Annotated in this window: 17 protein-coding genes; 1 reads left to right on the plus strand and 16 read right to left on the minus strand. The window is 65.0% G+C overall.

Annotation, left to right across the window (positions count from 1 at the left end):
• Window positions 1-55: 55 nt before the first annotated feature.
• The 9 genes from IB243_RS07290 to IB243_RS07330 are packed head-to-tail and all read right to left on the minus strand — an operon-like array spanning window position 56 to window position 9,060.
• Window positions 56-667 carry a sugar transferase gene (locus IB243_RS07290; protein ID WP_192426008.1) on the minus strand — a complete coding sequence of 204 codons (612 nt, stop codon included), beginning with the start codon at window positions 665-667 and terminating at the stop codon, window positions 56-58.
• 1 nt (window position 668) lies between these two features.
• A complete protein-coding gene (locus tag IB243_RS07295; RefSeq protein ID WP_225584790.1) occupies window positions 669-1,838 on the minus strand; it encodes a DegT/DnrJ/EryC1/StrS aminotransferase family protein in 1,170 nt (389 codons plus the stop codon).
• 43 nt (window positions 1,839-1,881) lie between these two features.
• Window positions 1,882-2,580 (minus strand): class I SAM-dependent methyltransferase, encoded by a 699-nt coding sequence (locus IB243_RS07300; protein ID WP_192426010.1) that lies wholly within the window; start codon window positions 2,578-2,580, stop codon window positions 1,882-1,884.
• Window positions 2,577-3,608, minus strand: coding sequence for a glycosyltransferase family 2 protein (locus IB243_RS07305; RefSeq protein WP_192426012.1), 1,032 nt, complete (start codon window positions 3,606-3,608; stop codon window positions 2,577-2,579). Before IB243_RS07305 ends, IB243_RS07300 begins: the two co-directional genes overlap by 4 nt.
• Window positions 3,609-3,613: 5 nt before the next feature.
• On the minus strand, window positions 3,614-4,669 hold the full coding sequence (locus IB243_RS07310) for a glycosyltransferase (RefSeq protein ID WP_192426354.1): 1,056 nt from the start codon (window positions 4,667-4,669) through the stop codon (window positions 3,614-3,616).
• A 1-nt stretch (window position 4,670) separates the two neighbouring features.
• Window positions 4,671-5,249, minus strand: coding sequence for an acyltransferase (locus tag IB243_RS07315; RefSeq protein ID WP_192426014.1), 579 nt, complete (start codon window positions 5,247-5,249; stop codon window positions 4,671-4,673).
• Window positions 5,233-6,465 carry a lipopolysaccharide biosynthesis protein gene (locus IB243_RS07320; protein WP_192426016.1) on the minus strand — a complete coding sequence of 411 codons (1,233 nt, stop codon included), beginning with the start codon at window positions 6,463-6,465 and terminating at the stop codon, window positions 5,233-5,235. The genes IB243_RS07315 and IB243_RS07320 overlap by 17 nt, the downstream gene beginning before the upstream one ends.
• Entirely contained in the window at window positions 6,462-8,378 is a 1,917-nt protein-coding gene (locus IB243_RS07325) for a nucleoside-diphosphate sugar epimerase/dehydratase (RefSeq protein WP_192426018.1), read from the minus strand. The genes IB243_RS07320 and IB243_RS07325 overlap by 4 nt, the downstream gene beginning before the upstream one ends.
• A gap of 40 nt (window positions 8,379-8,418) precedes the next feature.
• Entirely contained in the window at window positions 8,419-9,060 is a 642-nt protein-coding gene (locus tag IB243_RS07330; protein ID WP_010463783.1) for an LON peptidase substrate-binding domain-containing protein, read from the minus strand.
• A 79-nt stretch (window positions 9,061-9,139) separates the two neighbouring features.
• On the opposite strand from IB243_RS07330, the gene IB243_RS07335 reads away from it, so the two are divergent.
• Window positions 9,140-9,688, plus strand: coding sequence for a YggT family protein (locus IB243_RS07335; protein WP_192426020.1), 549 nt, complete (start codon window positions 9,140-9,142; stop codon window positions 9,686-9,688).
• A gap of 289 nt (window positions 9,689-9,977) precedes the next feature.
• Here the strand turns inward: IB243_RS07335 and accD are convergent, their stop codons facing one another.
• The 7 genes from accD to asd all read right to left on the minus strand — a co-directional run bounded on the left by accD (window position 9,978) and on the right by asd (window position 18,701).
• Entirely contained in the window at window positions 9,978-10,850 is an 873-nt protein-coding gene (gene accD, locus IB243_RS07340; RefSeq protein WP_010463787.1) for an acetyl-CoA carboxylase, carboxyltransferase subunit beta, read from the minus strand.
• A gap of 109 nt (window positions 10,851-10,959) precedes the next feature.
• Window positions 10,960-11,769: a tryptophan synthase subunit alpha gene (gene trpA, locus IB243_RS07345; protein ID WP_057226817.1), complete on the minus strand. Its 810-nt coding sequence runs from the start codon at window positions 11,767-11,769 to the stop codon at window positions 10,960-10,962.
• The gene (gene trpB / locus IB243_RS07350) at window positions 11,766-13,049 is read right to left on the minus strand and encodes a tryptophan synthase subunit beta (protein ID WP_192426022.1); all 1,284 of its coding nucleotides are present in this window, start codon (window positions 13,047-13,049) and stop codon (window positions 11,766-11,768) included. The genes trpA and trpB overlap by 4 nt, the downstream gene beginning before the upstream one ends.
• The gene (locus tag IB243_RS07355) at window positions 13,027-13,782 is read right to left on the minus strand and encodes a phosphoribosylanthranilate isomerase (protein ID WP_192426024.1); all 756 of its coding nucleotides are present in this window, start codon (window positions 13,780-13,782) and stop codon (window positions 13,027-13,029) included. Before IB243_RS07355 ends, trpB begins: the two co-directional genes overlap by 23 nt.
• On the minus strand, window positions 13,779-14,600 hold the full coding sequence (gene truA / locus IB243_RS07360) for a tRNA pseudouridine(38-40) synthase TruA (protein ID WP_057226825.1): 822 nt from the start codon (window positions 14,598-14,600) through the stop codon (window positions 13,779-13,781). The genes IB243_RS07355 and truA overlap by 4 nt, the downstream gene beginning before the upstream one ends.
• Before the next feature lie 26 nt (window positions 14,601-14,626).
• Entirely contained in the window at window positions 14,627-17,281 is a 2,655-nt protein-coding gene (locus IB243_RS07365) for a FimV/HubP family polar landmark protein (protein ID WP_192426026.1), read from the minus strand.
• 289 nt (window positions 17,282-17,570) lie between these two features.
• Entirely contained in the window at window positions 17,571-18,701 is a 1,131-nt protein-coding gene (gene asd / locus IB243_RS07370) for an aspartate-semialdehyde dehydrogenase (protein ID WP_192426028.1), read from the minus strand.
• Window positions 18,702-19,052 lie beyond the last annotated feature (351 nt).

The raw sequence follows: 19,052 nt of genomic DNA on the forward strand, positions 1-19,052 counted from the left end.
GGGCTGGGTTCAGCCAAACCCCTCATTTTATCGGCTATGTGTTACTGACAGGTTCTTAGCCCTTGGACGGGCGGTCGCTCCACAGCGCGGATGCTGTCCCTGCGAGGATCTTCAGATCGCTCCAAAGCGTGTGCGAGCGGGCGTACTCGGCGGCGTAGCGGAGCTTGATGGGCAGGATCTGTTCCACATAAGTGCGCTCTGGATCGCTGCTTTGGCCCAACAAGGTGCTTTCGTCGCGGAATTCGATGGAGGCGCGGTCTGTGATGCCGGGCCGCACGCTGAGCACCAGTTCCCGCACGGAATCTGGGTAGAGCGCGACATAGTGCGGCACCTCAGGCCTGGGGCCGACAAGGCTCATATGGCCCAGCAGCACGTTGAAAAGCTGCGGCAGCTCATCGACCTTGGTGCGCCGCAGCCAGTGGCCCGCCCGGGTAATGCGGGCATCGGCTCCTACGGTAATCGCCGGGCCCGAGGCTTCGGCGCGCGGGTGCATGGTGCGGAACTTGTAGATGCGGAACAACCTGCCTGCGCGGCCCACACGCTGTTGGCGAAAGAGTGCTGGGCCCGGAGAATCCCACACCACCCACAGTGCCACGGCCAGCAGCACGGGCGCGAGCAGCAGCAGCCCGAGGGCGGCAAAACACAGGTCGAACAGCCGCTTGGGCATGTCAGCCCAGCACCTCGTGCAGCGCAGCAATCACGCGCTCCTGGTCGCTGTCACTCATGGCGGTGAACAAGGGGATGCTGATCATGGCTTGGTAGGCTGCGTCGGCCTGAGGGAACATGGCCGGTGTCAATTGGTACCGGTCGCGCCAGTACGGGTGCCGGTGCAGCGGCACATAGTGCACGCTGGTGCCAATGCCCCGGTCCGACAGCGCCTGGATGACCTCGTCACGCCCCAGCGGCGCGTCCGCCCGCAGCCGGATCACATAGAGGTGCCACGCATGGGTGTCGCCTGGTGGCGCAGTGGCTGGCAAGGTCAGGGGGAGGGGCGCCAGCTGTTCGCGGTAGCGGGTTGCCAGGTCTTGGCGCCGCTGCACGAACTGCGGCAGCCGTGCCAGTTGCTCCACCCCCATGGCGGCGGCAACGTCCGTCATGTTGTATTTGAAACCGGGTGCCACCACCTCGTAGTACCAGGCCGGCGTTTTGGAGGTGAAGCGGTCAAATGCATCGCGGCTCATGCCGTGCAGCCGCATGGTGCGCATGCGCTGCGCAAGCGCCGGGTCGTGCGTGACGGCCATGCCGCCTTCTCCGGTGGTGATGGTCTTGTTGGCGTAGAAGCTGAACACCGTGACATCGGACTGCAGTTGCCCCACCAGGGTGCCGCGCCAGGTGGTGGGCAAGGCATGGGCTGCGTCTTCCACCACCTTGAGCTGGTGTTCCTTGGCGATGGCCAGGATGGCGTCCATGTCGCAGGCCAGGCCCCCGTAGTGCACGGGCATGATGGCTTTTGTGCGGGGCGTGATGGCCGCGCGTACCTTGGCCGGGTCGATATTGAGGGTCACCGGGTCCACATCCACCAGCACCGGGTCGGCGCCCAGGTAGCGCACCACTTCCACGGTGGCGGTGAAGGTCAGTGTGGGCGCGATCACTTCGTCGCCGGGACCAATGCCGAGTGCTTCCAGCGCAAGGTGCAGGCCCGCCGTGGCAGAGTTGACGGCGATGCTCTGCAGACCACCGCCGCCCAGGAAGGCGGTGAATGCCTGCTCGAACTCCTTGGTCTTGGGCCCGGTCGTGACCCACCCCGAGCGCATGGCCGCGCTGACAGCATCGATTTCTGCCGGCCCGATGTCGGGGCGGGCGAACGGGAGAAAAGGCAGGTCGGTGGCGGAGTTCATGGGTATTGTGGTGCGTGCTAAAAGGGCCAGAGCGAGGCCGCGCTCAGTGCGGCTTCACGGCCCAGGTCAGGCGGTGGGTGCGCAAAAACCACAGCAGTGCGGACGCTGGCGCAATCGCTGGCGCGGGCAGGCGCCGCGCCAGCGGAGGTGCCAAAGTAACGCGGCGGGAGTGTATCTGTGCCTCTGGAAACAGGATGCTCAGTTCGCGCAGTGGAATGCCCTGCACATCGCTGTTGGCAGGATTGTTGACGACAAAATCGTAGACCAGTACGCCGCCGCCGGGCGCAACCCATTGCCAGATCACGTGGGCCAGATGGCGGCGGTAGTCTTCGTCGAGCAAGGAGCTGAAGAGCGTGAACGCCAGCACGGCATCCTGGCTGGCCGGTTGCACCGGGGCCAAGGCGGCATCACCTTCGACAATAGGCACACCTGCTGGCAGCGAGGCGCGCGCTGCGGCGGCACGTTCGGGAAGAAGCTCCAGGCCCGTCAGGCAAGCGGGCGTGGCGCCCAGCCGCACCAGGTCGTGCAGATTGCCCGCGCTTCCACAACCAACTTCCAGCATCGGCCGGTGGGCCAGGCTGCTCCAGCCGTGGGCCTGCCAGATCCGTGCCATGGCACGCAGGCGCTCTTGCTGCGCCTGCAGCGCCGCCGCATTGGCATACAGGCTGTAGCGGGCCTCGTCGACCGCAGCATCGCGCCTCGCGTAGCGGGCCTTGACGGCCTGGGGTTCGTTGTCGGTCATCGCGTGATGCGTGCAAAGTCGGACGAAGGTGCGCGCGAGCGTGCAATGTCCCACAGCCCGCGCCAGGTGCCCAGGCCGTAGCCCACGTGAAACGCTGCAATCGTCGCCGGGAGGCGGGGCAGCAGCCCCCGGTTGCGGGCCGATCGGGCTGCCGCCACCGATGCCGCCAGAAGATACCCCGTATAGGCGATGCCCAGTGCGGCCAGCGGCCAGGCAGACCAGGGCAAGACGGCGGCGCTGGCCACTGCGGCAGCCACAAAAGCTGCAGGTACCAGCTGCCGCACGGAGCCTGGTTGCCCGTGTTTGCGCATCACAAAAGGCCGCCAGTAACCGTATTGCCGCTGTTGCGCGAACAGGTGCCGGAGCGAATTGCGCGGGTGGTAGGTGGAATGGATGCGCCGGCTCTGCCAGATGCGAGCACCCCCCAGGCGCATGCGCAGGTTGTGCTCGTCGTCCTGATTGCGCACCAAGGCTTCGTCAAACAGCCCGAACCGGTCAAACACGCTGCGGGGCCAGCATCCCAGGTAGACGGTATCCACCTCGCCTTCGTATTGCATATCGCGCGACCGCGCGCCGCCCACCACCCAGCGGCACTGGAAGGCGGCGGCGATGGCGGCCCCGGTGGGGCCGGTTCCTTGGGCGACCCAGGGGCCACCCACGTTGTCGGCGCTGGTGCGTTCGAGCGCCTGGATGCACTGCGCAAGGTAGTCGGGGGCAAACTGGCTGTGCACGTCCATGCGGGCAATGGTGCCGCCCCGCGCGCGGGCAATGCAGGCGTTGAGTCCGGTGGAGACAATGCGGCCGGGGTTGTCCACCAGGACGAGCCGGTGGTCTGCAGCACAGCGCTGCAGGAGATGCTCGCGCGTGCCGTCATCGCTTTCACCGTCTGCAATCAGCACTTCCATGCGCCAGCCTGCGGGCAGTTCTTGGCGCAGGGCGGAGTTGCAGAAAGCGTCGATGTGCTGGCGCTCGTTGCGGCACGGCACGATCACGCTGATCAGGTTGTCCAATTCAAGGCCTTGGGGCATGGGTTTCAAGGTGTGCGGAGCAGTTGCTGGTACAGCGCGTGCATGCGGTTCATTTGTACCGCGCGGTCTCCGTCCCGGGCGATGCGGGCGGCATTTTGCAGGCCGGCTTGTTCCGCCAGGGCGTCGTTGCCGATGAGAGCTTCCAGCCGGGCGGCGAGCACTGCGGCGTCTCCGGCTGCAACCAGCCACTGCGGGTCGATCCAGTGCCGGTTGGCCTGCAGGTCGCTAGCCACCACCGCGAGGCCACACGCCATGCTCTCCAGCAAGGCGACCGATGTTGCATCGCTGCTGGGCACCGACACAGATATCTTGCTTTCGCCCAGTACCCGGGCCATGCCGGCGTCATCGAGTCGGCCGTGGAACTGCACCTTGTTTTCCAGCTGCGCCTTGTGCACCTGACTGCGCAGGGCGCTTTCCATGCTGCCTCCTCCGAGCAGGTGCAAGCGCAGGTCGGCCGCAGGCAACCGCGCCTGCAGAAGGGCGAACGCCTCGATGATGGTGTCGATGTTGTAGTTGGGTTCCCAGGCGCGCAGGCTCACCAGTTGGCTGCCTCGCTTGAGCTTCCAGGGAGCGGGTCGAAAGCGCTGCAGTTCCACACCCCAGTGAATTTCCTCGGCAGGGCATTGCGGGCGGAAATCCGCCACGGCGCTCATGAGGCTGGCAGAGTCGCCAGTGATGAGGTCGGCCCGGCGCAGTATCCAGCCAGTCAGCCAGCGCATCCACGCGCTTTTGCCGGGGGTGACCAGCAGGTCGCTGCCCCATGCAGTCATCACCAGCGGATATTTGCCGCCCCGTGCGGCCAGATAGCCATAGGAAGTGATGTAGTGGGCGTGGAGGAGGTCCGGGGCCAGTTCGGCCACGTGGCGCCTGGTTTCCCGGACACGGAACAGCCAGTCGAGCGAGCGGTGCACAGGCCGGATGGCCCGCACGGTGACGCCATCGATGGACGCGGGTCGGGCTGAGATCAGCGAAACGCGGTAGCCGCGCTGGAGCATCTCCCGTGCCCATCGCTGGACATGGGGGCTGGTGGCATCGCCCAGCAGGCACAGGTGTGTGGCCATGTCAGCTTGCCCGTGTCCAGGATTCATAGTGGGGGCGCAGTTCTGGATGCTGCAACAGCAGGCGCTCGTCCTGTTCGCGCACGTCGCCGATCTGGCGTGCGGGGGCCCCCGCCACGATGGCGAAGTCGGGCACCTCACCGCGCACCTGCGCATAGGCACACACCACCACCCCCTTGCCGATGCGTGTACCCGCTTCGATCAGGCTGTGGGGGCCGATGAACGTGTAGGCGCCGATCTCCACAGGGGCGCTGATGTAGCCAGGCTTGGGGCCTTCGTGGACTGCGTAGTCGCTGCCCAGGAGGCGAATGGCACGGTGGGAGCTGTGGGTGACGATGCTGACAAAGTTGGTGATCTGAACCCCTTGCCCAATCTGCAGGCCCGCTGTGGCGTCGATGAAGTTGAATTGCCCAATGAACACGTGGTCGGAAAGCCGCAGCCCCTCCGCGCCCTCGATGCAGGTGCTGGGGGCAATGCGGGTGTGGGGCAGGCTGCGGTCCAGGTGGTCGCTTTCCCCGAACACCATGCGGTAGAACAGCGCTTGCCAGAGGCGGCGGCGCCAGCGGTTAAGCACGGCTCTCATGGGGAATATCCTTCCAGTTTGCCAGCGCCCAGAAATAGTAGGCAAAGTAGGCCAGCATGCTCGCTGACACGCCCCATCCGGCGCCGGTTAGCCCGCCCAGATGGAGACCCAGCAGCAGGCCCGCAAAAAACAGGCATTGTCCAATCAATGCCAGGCGCAGCGCCCAGGCCTGTGCACCCCAGGCCATGGTGACCACCGCAAGGGGCGATGCCATGAAATGCACGGCGATGTACGGCGCGATGGCTCGGGCCAGCTCCCCAGTTCCTGCCCACTGGGCTCCAAAGGCCAGGGTAAAGATGTCCGGGCCCCATGTGAGCAGGACTACCACCAGCGGGCACGCCAGGGCAGCGAGCCCCAGCATGGCCCGGCGCACCAGCTTACGCGCCTCGTCAGGGCCACCGGCCTGGAGGAGACGAGGGTACAGGGTTTGCGACAGGGCACCGCCGACGAGGGTTGCTGGTGCCTTGAGGTAGCGCAGCGCCAGCGCCCAGAATCCCGCTGCGGCATCCCCTGTCCATGCCGCCACCAGCACCAGGGTCAGGGTGTCCTGCAGCGCCCCCATGAAAGCGTGGGGTGTGTTGAGCAACGGAAAGTCCCGGTGCTGGTGGGCCATGGACCGGAGCACGGAAAACGGCTGGCGCCACAAACCCATCCAGCCTCCCACCGGTGCAGGCCTAGCCAACACCCATGCGGCGCCCAGGCTGGCCACCGTGGCTCCCAGCACCAGGCCCAGCGGCCCAGCTTTCAGGAATCCGAACAGCAGTTGCAGGATGGCGCCGCCACCTTGCTGCAGCAGCCTGGCCGCCGACAGCAGTCCAAAGCGCTGCGACCGTGTCGCCCACAGCGTGAGCCATTGCACAGCGCCGCCTGCGAACACCGCCAATGGCAGCGCCCAGGCCATCGGCATGCCTTGCCACAGCAGGAGCACGGCCCCGGCTGCGGCGGATGCAGCGGTCACAGCGAGCAAAATGCGTGCGCACAACGCCATGAGCTGGGCGGCGCGCAGCTCGGTGCTTTCCAGGGGCAGTGCGAATTCATAACGGGCGCAGCCCACCACCGCCAGGTTGGTGGCCAGCGCCCACAGCAGTGCAAACTGTCCGAAGGCTTCAGGGCTGTAGAGGCGTGTGAGCGCCGGGCCCAGCACCAGCGGGATGGCGTGGGCTGCAACGCTTCCCGTGAGCAGGGTCAGCGTTGCCCGCAAAAGTCCCGACTTCATGGCAGCACGGGTTGCGTTTCGGGGTGGTAGCCAGGCACCAGCTGCCGCAACAGGGCGGTCATGGCGGTGGGGTCGCCCGCATAGGCCGCCTGCTGCAACGCCTGGAGCAAGGCCTGCAGTTCATCCCACGGGCGATATTCTTCACGTGCTCGCAGGATGCGGGGGTGGTCTGTGGGGAAGGGGTTGTCCCCAATCAGCAGTTCTTCGAAAAGCTTTTCACCCGGCCGCAGCCCTGTGAAAACGATTTCGATGTCTCCTTCAGGGTGCCGATCGTCGCGCACGGTCAATCCCGACAGGGCCACCATGCGCTCTGCAAGGTCCAGAATCTGCAGTGGCTCGCCCATGTCCAGTAGGAACACGTCGCCGCCCTCGGCCATCGCCCCTGCCTGCAGTACCAGCTGGGCGGCTTCGGCAATGGTCATGAAATAGCGCGTGACATCCGGGTGCGTCACCGTAATGGGGCCACCGGCTGCAATCTGCTTGCGAAACAGCGGTATCACGCTGCCGCTGGAGCCCAGCACATTGCCAAAGCGCACCATGGACAGGCGGGTGGGGCAGCAGGTCCAGGCGGGCGGGCTTTCGGCAAGGGGGGCGAAAGGAGGGCGCTGCGACGCTGCAATGGCTTGCAACACCATTTCCGCCACACGCTTGGTGGCGCCCATGATGTTGGTCGGGCGCACGGCCTTGTCGGTGGAAATCAGCACGAAATGGCTGGCGCCGCACTCCAGCGCCACCTGCACCATGTGCAGGGTGCCAAAGACGTTGTTCAAAATGCCTTCGCCCGCATTGGCCTCCACCATGGGCACGTGCTTGTAGGCCGCCGCATGGTAGATGGAGGTGGGCCGGTATTGCCGGCAGATGTCTGTCATGCGCTCCCTGTGGGTGACGCTGGCGAGCAGTGGCACCAGCGCACATGCGTGCTCGCCCTGGTCTGCCAGCGCCGCCAACTCATGGTGGATGGAGTACAGCGCATATTCGCTGTGGTCCACGAGCAGCAATTGGCGCGGCCCTTCGCGCACGATCTGACGGCACAGCTCGCTGCCAATGCTGCCGCCCGCTCCGGTAACCAGGACCACGGTGCCCGCCAGATTGCGCCCCAGCAGTCCGGGGTCCGGGGCCACCGGCTCCCGGCCCAGCAGGTCTTCGATTTCGAGGTCCTGGAAGTCCGTGACCGTGACCCGCCCGCTGGCCAGGTCGGACAGGCCGGGCAGCGTGCGTATCCGCACGGGCAATTCACGCAGGCTTTCGATGATCTGCCGCCGGCGCTCGCGGGTGGTGCTGGGCAGCGCCAGCAGCACGTCCGTGATGTCCAGGCGGCGCACGACCTCGGGCAGCGCCTGGGGGGCGTGCACGCGCACGCCATTGATGCTGCGCCCGATCTTGCTGGCGTCGTCGTCCACAAAACCCTGGAGCAAGTACTGGTGCATGCTGCCCAGCCCCGCCGCCGTCTGGGCGCCCGCGCTGCCGGCGCCGTAGATCAGCAGGCGGTAAGACGCATGGCTGCTGCGCCCTGCCAGCGCCAGCCACCCCAGTGCGCGGCTGGCCCCCACCAGCAGCATGAACAGCAGGGGCTGCAGAATGCCGACGCTGCGGGGTACGCCCTCCCATTGGGCCGCCAGCAGGCAGCCCAGTAGAAGGGTTCCATAGATGGCCACGGCCTTGCCGGTGGTGATGAGTGCGGTGATCCCCGTATAGCGGAAGATGGCGCGGTACAGCCCCAGCTTGGCAAAAATGGGAAAGGCGAGGGCGGGGGCCAATGCATACGCGAGCCACTGCATGCCTGAGGGCCAGTGGGGTGTTTCCAGCCTCAGTGTGAAGGCGAGCCACATGGCGATCAGGCCCAGGCAGATGTCCATGGCCACCACCACGAGGCGTTTGGCTGCGCGTGACCAGCCCAGGATGCGGTTCAGCATGGGCTGGGGGGGAAGGGTGGGGCAGCAGTGATTCGGCGGCTCATTGCGTGGGCGCAATCCCGGTCCGCTCAAGGACATCGCCCACCAGTTCCAGCCGCACCAGCGGGTTGTCCAGCTCCATCAGGCGCTGCTTGAGTTCCAGTGGCACCGGCAAAAGCTCGCACCAGCGGTTGGCCACCCATCCGCAGTCGTCCAGCTGGGCTGCCGTGGGGACAATCGCGGTCGGAGTGTCGGGGTCTCGCTGCTTCAGGGTGTGCAGCACCTGGGCGAGCGCTGTCGATGCCTTTCTCAGGTCTTCGGGGATCGGCACCGTCAGATCCTGGTCGATGTGCCCCACATCGGCAATCCACAGGCCATGGGGCAGGTGGCTGCGCTGGGTGATGCGAAAGCGCTGGCTGCCACGGCACAGCAGGGTGATCAGGCCAGGCTGCGGGGTGTCGATCTGCTCGATGACGGCCAGGGTGCCCACATCATTGAACTGCTCTTCGGGGGCGCCTGCCTGGCGCACTTCGCGGCCCTGCGTGAGGGCGACAACGCCAAAGGGCGCACCCGCCTGGTGGCATTTGCGCACCATGTCCAGGTAGCGCACTTCGAACACGCGCAGGGCCAGCAGGCCGCCCGGGAACAGCACGGACCCCAGAGGGAAAAGGGGCAAGGATGACAGGGTGAGGGGTTGTGTCATGAATGGGGGAATACCTTGGCTCGCTATCATCCCATGGCGCAGCCTGCTTTCGCAGCGGCCCCTTATTTTTGTCTCATCCATGCTCTACCAGATCGCCTCTTTCCTGCTTGACGTTGTTGGTGGCCTGCTCACGGGGGCGTGCCTGCTGCGCCTGTATATGCAATGGCAGCGGGTACCGTTTTCCAACCCTGTCGGCGGTCTGGTTTTTGCACTGACGGACTGGCTCATCATGCCGCTGCGCCGTGTGATCCCGCCGGTGGGGCGTTGGGATGTGTCGAGCCTCGTAGCGGCCGTGCTGCTGCAGCTGGCGCAATACTTTTTGCTGACCCTGTTGTTGGGCGCCGCCTCGGCGTCGGCCTGGCTGCCGTGGCTGGCATTGTTTGGGCTGGCGCGTGTGGCAGTGTCGGGGCTGATTGGCTTGTTGATCGTCTATGCCGTGATGTCGTGGGTGCAGGCGCGGTCCCCGCTCTCGGATGTGATCGCCCGGCTGTGCGAGCCCATCCTGCGGCCGTTTCGCCGCGTCATCCCGCTGGTGGGCGGCATCGACCTGTCGCCGCTGGCGGCATTGGTCTTGCTGCAGGTGGCGATGATTGTGCTGGGCCATTTGCAGGCCAGTGTCATGAGGTAGCCCCGCTGGAGGTGCCCCCCTGAGTCGCCTTCGGCGCCTTCCCCCCAGGGGGATGACGGCTTCGCTACGGGGCGGCCCTTGCTTGCCGTCCCTGGCGGGGGCAGCGCCAGCCTCCTTGGCTGCGTGCGTTGCACAACAAGTGGTTTCTGACACTGAAAATGTCAACCAAATTGACGTCTGGCGCTTATCTGTCAATCGCTAATAGCTATCAATAGTGTAGCTATTTGGGGGTGCTGAAGCGGCGCATCACCTCTGCAAGAGGTTTTGCGCATGCCACCACCTGCTTGCGTTACATCACTGCGTCAGCGGGCAAACGCTGCAGCATGGCCAGGCTGCTGGCCACGGTGTTGCGCAGCTCGCGGCGGTCGCAGATGAAGTCCACGGCACCCTTGGTCTGCAGGAACTCGGCGCGCTGGAAGCCTTCTGGCAGTGTCACGCGCACGGTGGATTCGATCACGCGCGGGCCGGCAAAGCCGATCAGGGCCTTGGGCTCGGCAATCACGATGTCGCCCACAAAGGCAAAGCCGGCGCTCACGCCGCCCATGGTCGGGTCGGTCAGCACGCTGATGTACGGCAGGCCCTTCTTGGCCAGGCGGGTCAGCGCTGCATTGGTCTTGGCCATCTGCATCAATGACAGCAGGCCTTCCTGCATGCGCGCACCGCCGGTGGCGGTAAAGCAGATGAAGGGCACTTTCTGCTCGATGGCGGTTTCCACGCCGCGCACAAAACGCTCGCCGACCACCGATCCCATGGAGCCGCCCATGAAGTCGAATTCAAAACAGGCGGCAACCACGTTGATGCTCTTGACCGCGCCACCGATGACGATGAGGGCATCGGTCTCGCCCGTGTTTTCCAGGGCTTCTTTTAGGCGTTCTGGGTACTTGCGGCTGTCCTTGAACTTGAGGGCATCCACGGGCAGCACTTCCTGGCCGATTTCGTAGCGGCCTTCAGCGTCCAGAAAGGCATTCAGCCGTGCGCGCGCGCCAATCCGGTGGTGGTGGCTGCAGTGGGGGCACACGTTCTGGTTGTGTTCCAGATCGGCCTTGTAGAGCACCGTTTCGCAGCTCGGGCACTTGATCCACAGGCCTTCTGGCACCTGGCGGCGCTCGGTAGGGTCGGTTTGCTGGATCTTGGAGGGCAGGAGTTTTTCGAGCCAGGACATGGTGTTTTCCTCTTCAGTGGCAAGACCTGCAAGCGGAGCCGGTAGACGTCCTGGGCGCAGGCCTGGAGTGAAATGAGGGCGCACACCACAAGGTGCGCGCCGGGCAGCATTATGCGTCGAGTGCCTTGCGCACCCCGCGAAGGAAGTCCACCGTCAGGGGGACCACCTTGGCGTGCTCCTGGTCTTCAATCAGCTGGATGATGCGGCTGCCGATGACCACGGCATCGGCCACCTTGCCAATCGCCTGGGCGGTGGCGGCGTCACGGATGCCAAAGCCCACGCCCACGGGGATCTGCACATGCTGGCGGATGCGGGGCAGCATCTGCTCCACGGCAGCCGTATCCAGCGCGCCCGAGCCGGTCACGCCCTTGAGCGACACGTAGTACACATAGCCGCTGGCCACGCGGGCCACCTGGGCCATGCGCTCGTCCGTGCTGGTGGGGGCCAGCAGGAAGATCAGGTCCATGCCGTGCTCCCGCAAACTGGCGGCGAAGGCTTCGCACTCCTCGGGGGGGTAGTCCACGATGAGCACGCCGTCCACGCCCGCGGCTGCGGCGTCGCGCACAAAGGCGCCTGCGCCGTGCTTCTGGTCGTAGCGTTCCACGGGGTTGGCATAGCCCATCAGCACCACCGGCGTGGTGCTGTTGCGCTTGCGGAATTCGCGCACGTGGTCCAGCACCTGCACCATGCCAATGCCCAGGCTGAGGGCCTTTTCGCCCGCTTTCTGGATGACGGGGCCGTCGGCCATGGGGTCGGAAAAGGGCACGCCCAACTCGATCACGTCGGCACCGGCCTCCACCATGCCGTGCATGAGGGCGGGGGTGATGTCGGCAAACGGGAAACCAGCGGTCACATAGGGAATCAGCGCCTTGCGGCCCTGGGCCTTGAGGGCGGAGAAAGTTGCTTCGATGCGGCTCATTTGACCACCTTGACGGGTTGCTCAGCGCCCTTGACGGACTGCCCCTGGCAACTGGGGCGACAGTAAAAGTCGGCACCACTGAGGTCGGCCACGGTGCCAATGTCCTTGTCACCCCGGCCCGACAGGTTGACCAGGATCGACTGGTCTGCGCGCATGGTTTTGGCCAGCTTCATGGCGTAGGCCACGGCGTGGCTGGATTCGAGTGCGGGGATGATGCCTTCGGTGCGGCACAGGTAGTGGAAGGCCTCCAGCGCCTCCTTGTCGGTGATGCCGACGTACTCGGCACGCCCGATTTCCTGCAACCAGGCGTGCTCCGGGCCCACGCCGGGGTAGTCCAGCCCCGCGCTGATGCTGTGGGTTTCGGTGATCTGGCCGTTGTCATCCTGCAGGATAAAGGTACGGTTGCCATGCAAGACGCCCGCGCTGCCCTTTTGCAGTGACGCCGAGTGTTTGCCCGACTCCAGCCCCTCGCCCGCCGCCTCCACGCCAATGAGGCGCGTCTTTTCAAACGGAATGTAGGGGTGGAAGATGCCCATGGCGTTGCTGCCGCCGCCTACGCAGGCGATCACGGCATCGGGCTGGCCGCCCATCACCTTTTGTTCGGCCAGCATCGCGGGCATCTGCTCGATGCATTCCTTCCCGATCACGCTCTGGAAGTCGCGCACCATCATCGGGTAGGGGTGCGGGCCTGCTACCGTGCCAATGATGTAGAAGGTGTTGTCCACATTGGCCACCCAGTCGCGCATGGCTTCGTTGAGCGCGTCTTTCAGCGTCTTGCTGCCAGATTCCACGGGCACCACCGTGGCGCCCAGCAGCTTCATGCGGTACACGTTGGGGCTCTGGCGCTTCACGTCTTCAGCACCCATGTACACCACGCATTCGAGCCCATAGCGTGCGCAGATGGTGGCCGTGGCCACGCCATGCTGACCAGCGCCGGTTTCGGCGATCACGCGAGGCTTGCCCATGCGCTTGGCGAGCATGGCCTGGCCGATCACGTTGTTGATCTTGTGGGCACCGGTGTGGTTCAGGTCCTCGCGCTTGAGGTAGATCTGCGCGCCACCCATTTCGCGGCTGGTGCGGGCTGCGTGGTAGACGGGAGAGGGTCGGCCCACGAAGTGTTTGAGTTCGTAATGGAACTCGGCCAGAAACGCGGGTTCGTGCTGGTAGCGGGCGTAGGCCTCGCGCAACTCCTGGATGGCGTGGGTCAGGGTTTCGCTGACGAAACTGCCGCCGTAAGGGCCGAAGTGGCCCGAGGGATCAGGTTGCTGATAGGAATTCATGGGGGTTCTTTGCAAGTTGTGCATCGGCCGCACGCACGGCGGCAACGAAGCGTTGGATCTTCATGGCGTCCTTGATGCCCTTGATGGGCTTTCCATCGGGCCCATCGGCCTCGACGCCGGAACTGACATCAACCGCCAGCGTGTGGCAACGCGGACGGACTTGCAAAATGCCATCGGTCACGTTTGCAGGCGTGAGTCCACCAGACAAAACGAGGTGAGAGCTGACGCTTGGTGGAAGGAGTGACCAATTGAATGCCTTGCCGCTGCCGCCAAAACCCTCGACATGGGCGTCGAGCAGGATGGCTTGGGCGTGAGAGTAATCGTGGGCGTATTTTACGAGGTCGAAGCTGGCTGCACCGTCGCCCAGGGGAATTCGTGCCGCTCGCAGGTAGGGCCGCGCGCCCTGGTGGGTGGCGTCCAGGCAATCCTGTGGGGATTCATCACCGTGAAATTGGATGGTAGCGCCCGCTATCAAAGCGGTAGCTGCTATCACATTGGTAGCGGATTCGTTGACGAACAGCAAAACCGGGGTGACAAAAGCCGGCAGGCGCCTGGCCAGTTGTGCGGCGCGTTCGGGTGTCACGGCGCGGGGGCTGGGGGCGTAGAGCACAAATCCGACCGCATCCGCACCTGCCGCCACGGCGGCATCCACGTCCTGCTCGCGGGTCAGGCCGCAGATTTTGATGCGGGTGCGCGAAGCGGGGAGCGTGGGGGTGTACTTATCAGCATTCATGGCAACCAATCATACGCAGCCGTGCGTTGGGGCAGTCCCCAGCTGGCGTCATAGATTGGCCCTTGAAAGTACAGCCCATCCGGGGAAAACGTCGGCGCCGCGGCATCGCGTGACTTGGCGGCGAGCACTTCGGTGATCCACCCAGGGGGCTGGTTGCCTTGGCCAATGGCAATCAGGCAGCCCATGATGTTGCGGATCATGTGGTGCAGGAAGGCGTTGGCCTCGAATTCGAAACGCCAGTAGCAGGGGCTCCAGCCCAGCTCCGGGTGGGGCGCGTTCAGGCCACGGCGGACAATATCGATGCGCTGCAGGGTCTTGATGGGAGATTTCGCCTGGCACGCCGACGCGCGGAATGAGGTGAAGTCATGTTCCCCCAGCAACTGGTCTGCAGCTTGCCGCATCGCATCGTGGTCCAGCGGGTGGTAAACCCAGCCCACACGGCCTGCATCCACACTGGGACGCACGGGCGATTGCAGCAGCACGTATGCGTAGCGCCGCGCTACGGCGCTGGCACGGGCGTGAAAATCATGCGGCACGGGCTGCGCCCATTGCACGGCGATATCGGCAGGAAGAAAGGTGTTGGTACCACGGACCCACGACGAGGGCGGGCGTTGGAGTGGCGTGTCGAAGTGCACCACCTGCATCAGTCCGTGCACCCCTGCGTCCGTGCGACCCGCACACAAGGTGCTGACAGGGTGCGTGGCAAAGCGGCCCAGGGCCGCTTCGAGTTTGTCTTGAACCGTATTGCCAGACAGCTGGCTTTGCCAGCCGCTGTAGGTCTGTCCGTTGTAGCTGACACCCAGCGCCACCCGCGTCATGGGGTGGCCTGGGGGAAGGGGCTGCATCAGCCCAGTTCAGCCAGCATGCGCTGGGCCCGGGTCTTGAGTGCCCCGCTGGACTCTGCCACCACCTCTTCAATCAGTGTGCGCGCGCCGTCGGTATCGCCAATGGCGTTGAACTCTTCAGCCAGTGCCAGCTTGGTGGCCAGTGGATCATCCTGCGCTGCCGCCGAACCATCGTCAACAAACTCTGGTGCTGGAGCAAGTGCCTTGGCGGCAGGGGCAGCCATGGGCTTGGATGGTGCGTTCAGATCGAGCGACAGTTCGCCCAGGTCAAATTCCATAGGGCCGGAATCCTTGGCATCACCTGCCAGAGGCATGGGGCCAGAGGGTGCCATGCTCAGATCGTCTGCGCTCGGGAAGTCCAGGTTGGCCACGGGCGGAGGGGCCATGACCGGGCCGGGCGCAGTATCTTGACCGCCCCAGGCAGGGGCCGTTGCAGATGGCAGCTCTGGCAAATCCAACTCGGGCCGCAGTGTTTGCGGTTCGTCTGCATCGGTGGCACGGCGGACTCCACCTGCAGCCGCAGCAGCGGCGGCCGCAGCGGCAAATCCGCCTGGAGGCGCTGGTGCCACTGAGGGAGCGTCTGTCAGTGCGTCGTCGGGCAGATCCAGGTCGAGGTCCAGATCAAGATCCGGGGGGAGTGCCGCCGAAGCTGCGGCGTTGCCTGCACCTGTGAAGGTGCTTGGGAAACCCCCTGGGGGCAGCGATGGGGATTCATCCTCGGCCATGCCGGGCCGGCCACCAGGCTGGTACAGCCGGTTATCAGGGTCCAGATCGCGGCCCAGTTCCGCAATGCGGTTCCAGTCCGGCCCTTCGCCCTGTGTCAGCTTGAACACATCTCCCGCCACGGCCTCCAGCGCCTTGCGGTCCTGGCGCTTGGCATAAATTTCGCCAAGCTTTACATGGACGGATACACGGGCTGGGTTGTGGCGGATGGCTTCCTTCAGGATTTCCTCGGCCTGCAGGTCACGGCCGTAGGCCAGGTACACATCGGCTTCTGCCACCGGGTCCACATCGCCGCCCGCATCCAGCTGGCTGGGCGAGTAGGCCATGGACGAGCCGGTTGTCATTTCGCTGTTGGCGGTATCGACACGCTGTCCACCGCTGGCACCGAAGAACGAGTCGGGCTGGATGCGGCTTTCGAGGAAGGAGCTGTCCACGCCAGCGTTCTGGCGGCGACGCTGCACCACGCGGTAGGCGCCATAGCCCAACAGGAGGGCGAGCAGACCGCCACCAGCAAGGGGAAGTATCGGGTCGTCCATGAGGCCGGACAGGAAGCTCGGCTCTTCCACTGGGGCTGGAGCCGGTGCAGGCACTCGCACAGGGGCTGCGGGAGCCGACGCCACAGGAGCCGGTGCAGAGGCGGGCTCGGAAGCTGCTTCTGCGGGAACGGCGGCATCTGCTACCGGAGCGCTGGCTGCGGCCACCGGGGCGGATGCCGGGGTTTCCGGCATGGCGGGCGCCGTGGGCGTGGCGGGGACAGCAGGGGCCTGCACGGCCACACCGGCAGGGGCGCTGGCGCTACCGGCGGCCGCAGGCGAGGCACTGCCAGCGGTCGCAGATGCCGCCCCCAGCTTGTTCAGGTCCGTGATGTTCTTGGACAGTTCCGCCATCCGCGTGGCCGCTTCGCCGGCTTGCTTGTCCTTGGCGAGTTGATCCTCGGCCGCTTTCTGGCCTTTGACAGAGCCTTTGGACAGCGTGAGCTTGTCGGGCGCGGTCGTCGCAGGCTTCTTGTCCTCTACACGGGTCTGCACCGTGCCCGACGCAGAGCGCTCGGCGGCAGCCACGGCGGTGGTGGGGGCTGCGCCTGCCAGCTTGCGGCGGAACTCGTTGAAGTCCCGGGCCTGGGCGGCAAGAATCTGGCGAGCTTCTGGAGCTGGTGTCGCCTGCGCGGTGGCTTCGTCGGGCATCTGTAGCACTGCGCCAGCCTTGAGTCGGTTGACATTGCCCTGAATGAAGGCATCGGGGTTCGCTCGCATCATGGCTACCAGCATCTGATCGAGAGAGACGCTGGCTGGGCGATAGGTGTTCGCAAGGCGGCCTGCCGTGTCACCAGCCTGCACCTTCACGCCGTCAGTGGGCGTGGCGCGGGGGGCTGCTGCCGGGCGTGGCGCTGGCTGGGTAGCAGGGGCTACTGCAGCGGGAGATTCGCTGGCGCGCGGGGCGGCCGGGGCGCGCACTGCAGGCGTCTGCTGTGCCGCAGGTGCTGAGATCTGGGGGGACGCCGTCACACTCGGCGCAGCGCGGCGCAGTGCTGGCGGGTCAAACAGCATCGTGTAGCTGCGCACGATACGGCCCGAGCCCCAGTTGGCATCCAGCACCAGGTCCAGGAAGGGATCGTTCACCGGACGATCACTCGTCAGGCGCAGCACGGCGCTGCCATCGGGGCGCCGCTGTAGCTGGATCCGCAGGTTGTTGATCGTTGGCGTGTATTCCATTCCCTGGGCACGGAAAACTTCCGGGGTGGCCGTGGTGGCGCGCAGGGTGTCGGCTTCGGCCGGAGTGATCTGGGGCAAGTCGATTTCGGCGCGCAGAGGCTCGCCCAGGGCAGACTGCACGGTGATGCGACCCAGCGCCAGAGCGGAGGCATCGCCAGCGTAAAAGCCGACCGACGCTACGGCCGCAGCCGCCAGGACAGAAAATTTCCAACGATGCATGTTTGCCATCAACTGATTAGGTTTTTGTGCGGCTCGGTCGAGCGGTGCTTTTTTTCTCATGGTCTGGTCCCGCCCCGGCGCGTGAAAATATGTAAAAAGCACCATAGCATCAATGTTTTGCACTGACAAGCTGAGGTGGCTCCGAAGCTTTGTGTGGGGTCGAGTCGCACCAATTTGGGGCATTCAAATGTTGCCAATTGCCAACGTGGCGTAACGGAGTGTGTCATGGTGCTGGGCGCAAAAAAGCGCGCACAACGGGGGCTGTGCGCGCTTTTTGGAGGATGCCGGCTTAAGCGTCGAGCAAGATGCGCAGCATGCGGCGCAGAGGCTCGGCAGCCCCCCAGAGCAGTTGGTCGCCAATGGTGAAGGCGCCTACATATTCGGGGCCCATGGCCAGCTTGCGGATGCGGCCCACAGGGATGGTCATGGTGCCGGTCACAGCCACGGGCGTCAGATCCTTGATGGTGGCTTCACGGGTGTTCGGCACTACCTTGACCCACTCGTTGTCGGCGGCAATCATGGCTTCCAGGTCAGCCAGGGGCACATCCTTCTTCAGCTTGAAGGTCAACGCCTGGCTGTGGCAGCGCATGGCGCCCACGCGCACGCAGAAGCCGTCCACCGGCACGGCAGGGGCGCTGAAGCCCTCGCCCTGGCCGAGAATCTTGTTGGTTTCCGCCATGCCCTTCCACTCTTCCTTGGACATGCCATTGCCCAGGTCCTTGTCGATCCAGGGGATCAGGCTGCCGCCCAGCGGCACGCCGAAGTTGGTGGTTTCAGCGCTGGTCAGGGCACGCTGTTTGGCGATGACCTTGCGGTCGATTTCGAGGATGGCGCTCTTGGGGTCATCGAGCAGGGACTTCACTTCGGCGTTCAGCGTGCCGTACTGCGTGAGCAGTTCGCGCATGTGCTGCGCGCCGCCACCCGAGGCTGCCTGGTAGGTCTGGGTGCTCATCCATTCCACGAGACCTGCCTTGTACAGAGCGCCCACGCCCATCAGCATGCAGCTCACGGTGCAATTGCCACCGATCCAGTTCTTGCCGCCGTTGGCCAGGGCATCCTTGATGACCGGCATGTTGACGGGATCAAGAATGATCACGGCGTCCTTGTCCATGCGCAGGGTGGATGCGGCGTCGATCCAGTGGCCATTCCAGCCCGCTGCGCGCAGCTTGGGGAACACTTCGGAGGTGTAGTCGCCGCCCTGGGCGGTGATGATGATGTCGCAGCGCTTGAGGGCCTCGATGTTGAACGCGTCCTGCAGCGCAGTCTCGTTCTTCGCTTGGGCAGGGGCCTTGCCGCCTGCATTCGAGGTGGAGAAGAACACGGGTTCGATCAGATCGAAGTCCTTCTCTTGTTCCATGCGGTCCATCAGGACCGAGCCAACCATGCCGCGCCAGCCGACCAAACCTACCAACTTGCTCATTTCAACGCCCTTTCTAAGTAAGAAACAGTGCCAGACCGGACTGCTCGCCTGGCTCGTCTGGCCAGGGAGGGCGCACGACGAACCAGGCTGAGTCAGCCCTTAATGGTCGTGGTTTTGGTGATGGTTGCGCGCGCAGCGACACCGGCCAGGGCGGCGGGTGCAATGTTCAGGGCGAACGTGTGGGCGGCAAACATAGGCTGGGATTGTAGCGGATGTGGGCTTTGGGCTCTGTGCTGTTGCTCCAACAGCGTCTCTGTGGAGCGACCGGCGGGATAGACGGTAGAAAAAGCCAATGACTTCGTGGGGAGCCTCCGCTTGGGGTCTGCATCGCACTACAGTCCTGCCTATCGT

Source organism: Acidovorax sp. ACV01 (assembly GCF_014851495.1).
In the GTDB taxonomy this organism is placed as follows: Bacteria; Pseudomonadota; Gammaproteobacteria; order Burkholderiales; family Burkholderiaceae_C; genus Acidovorax; species Acidovorax radicis.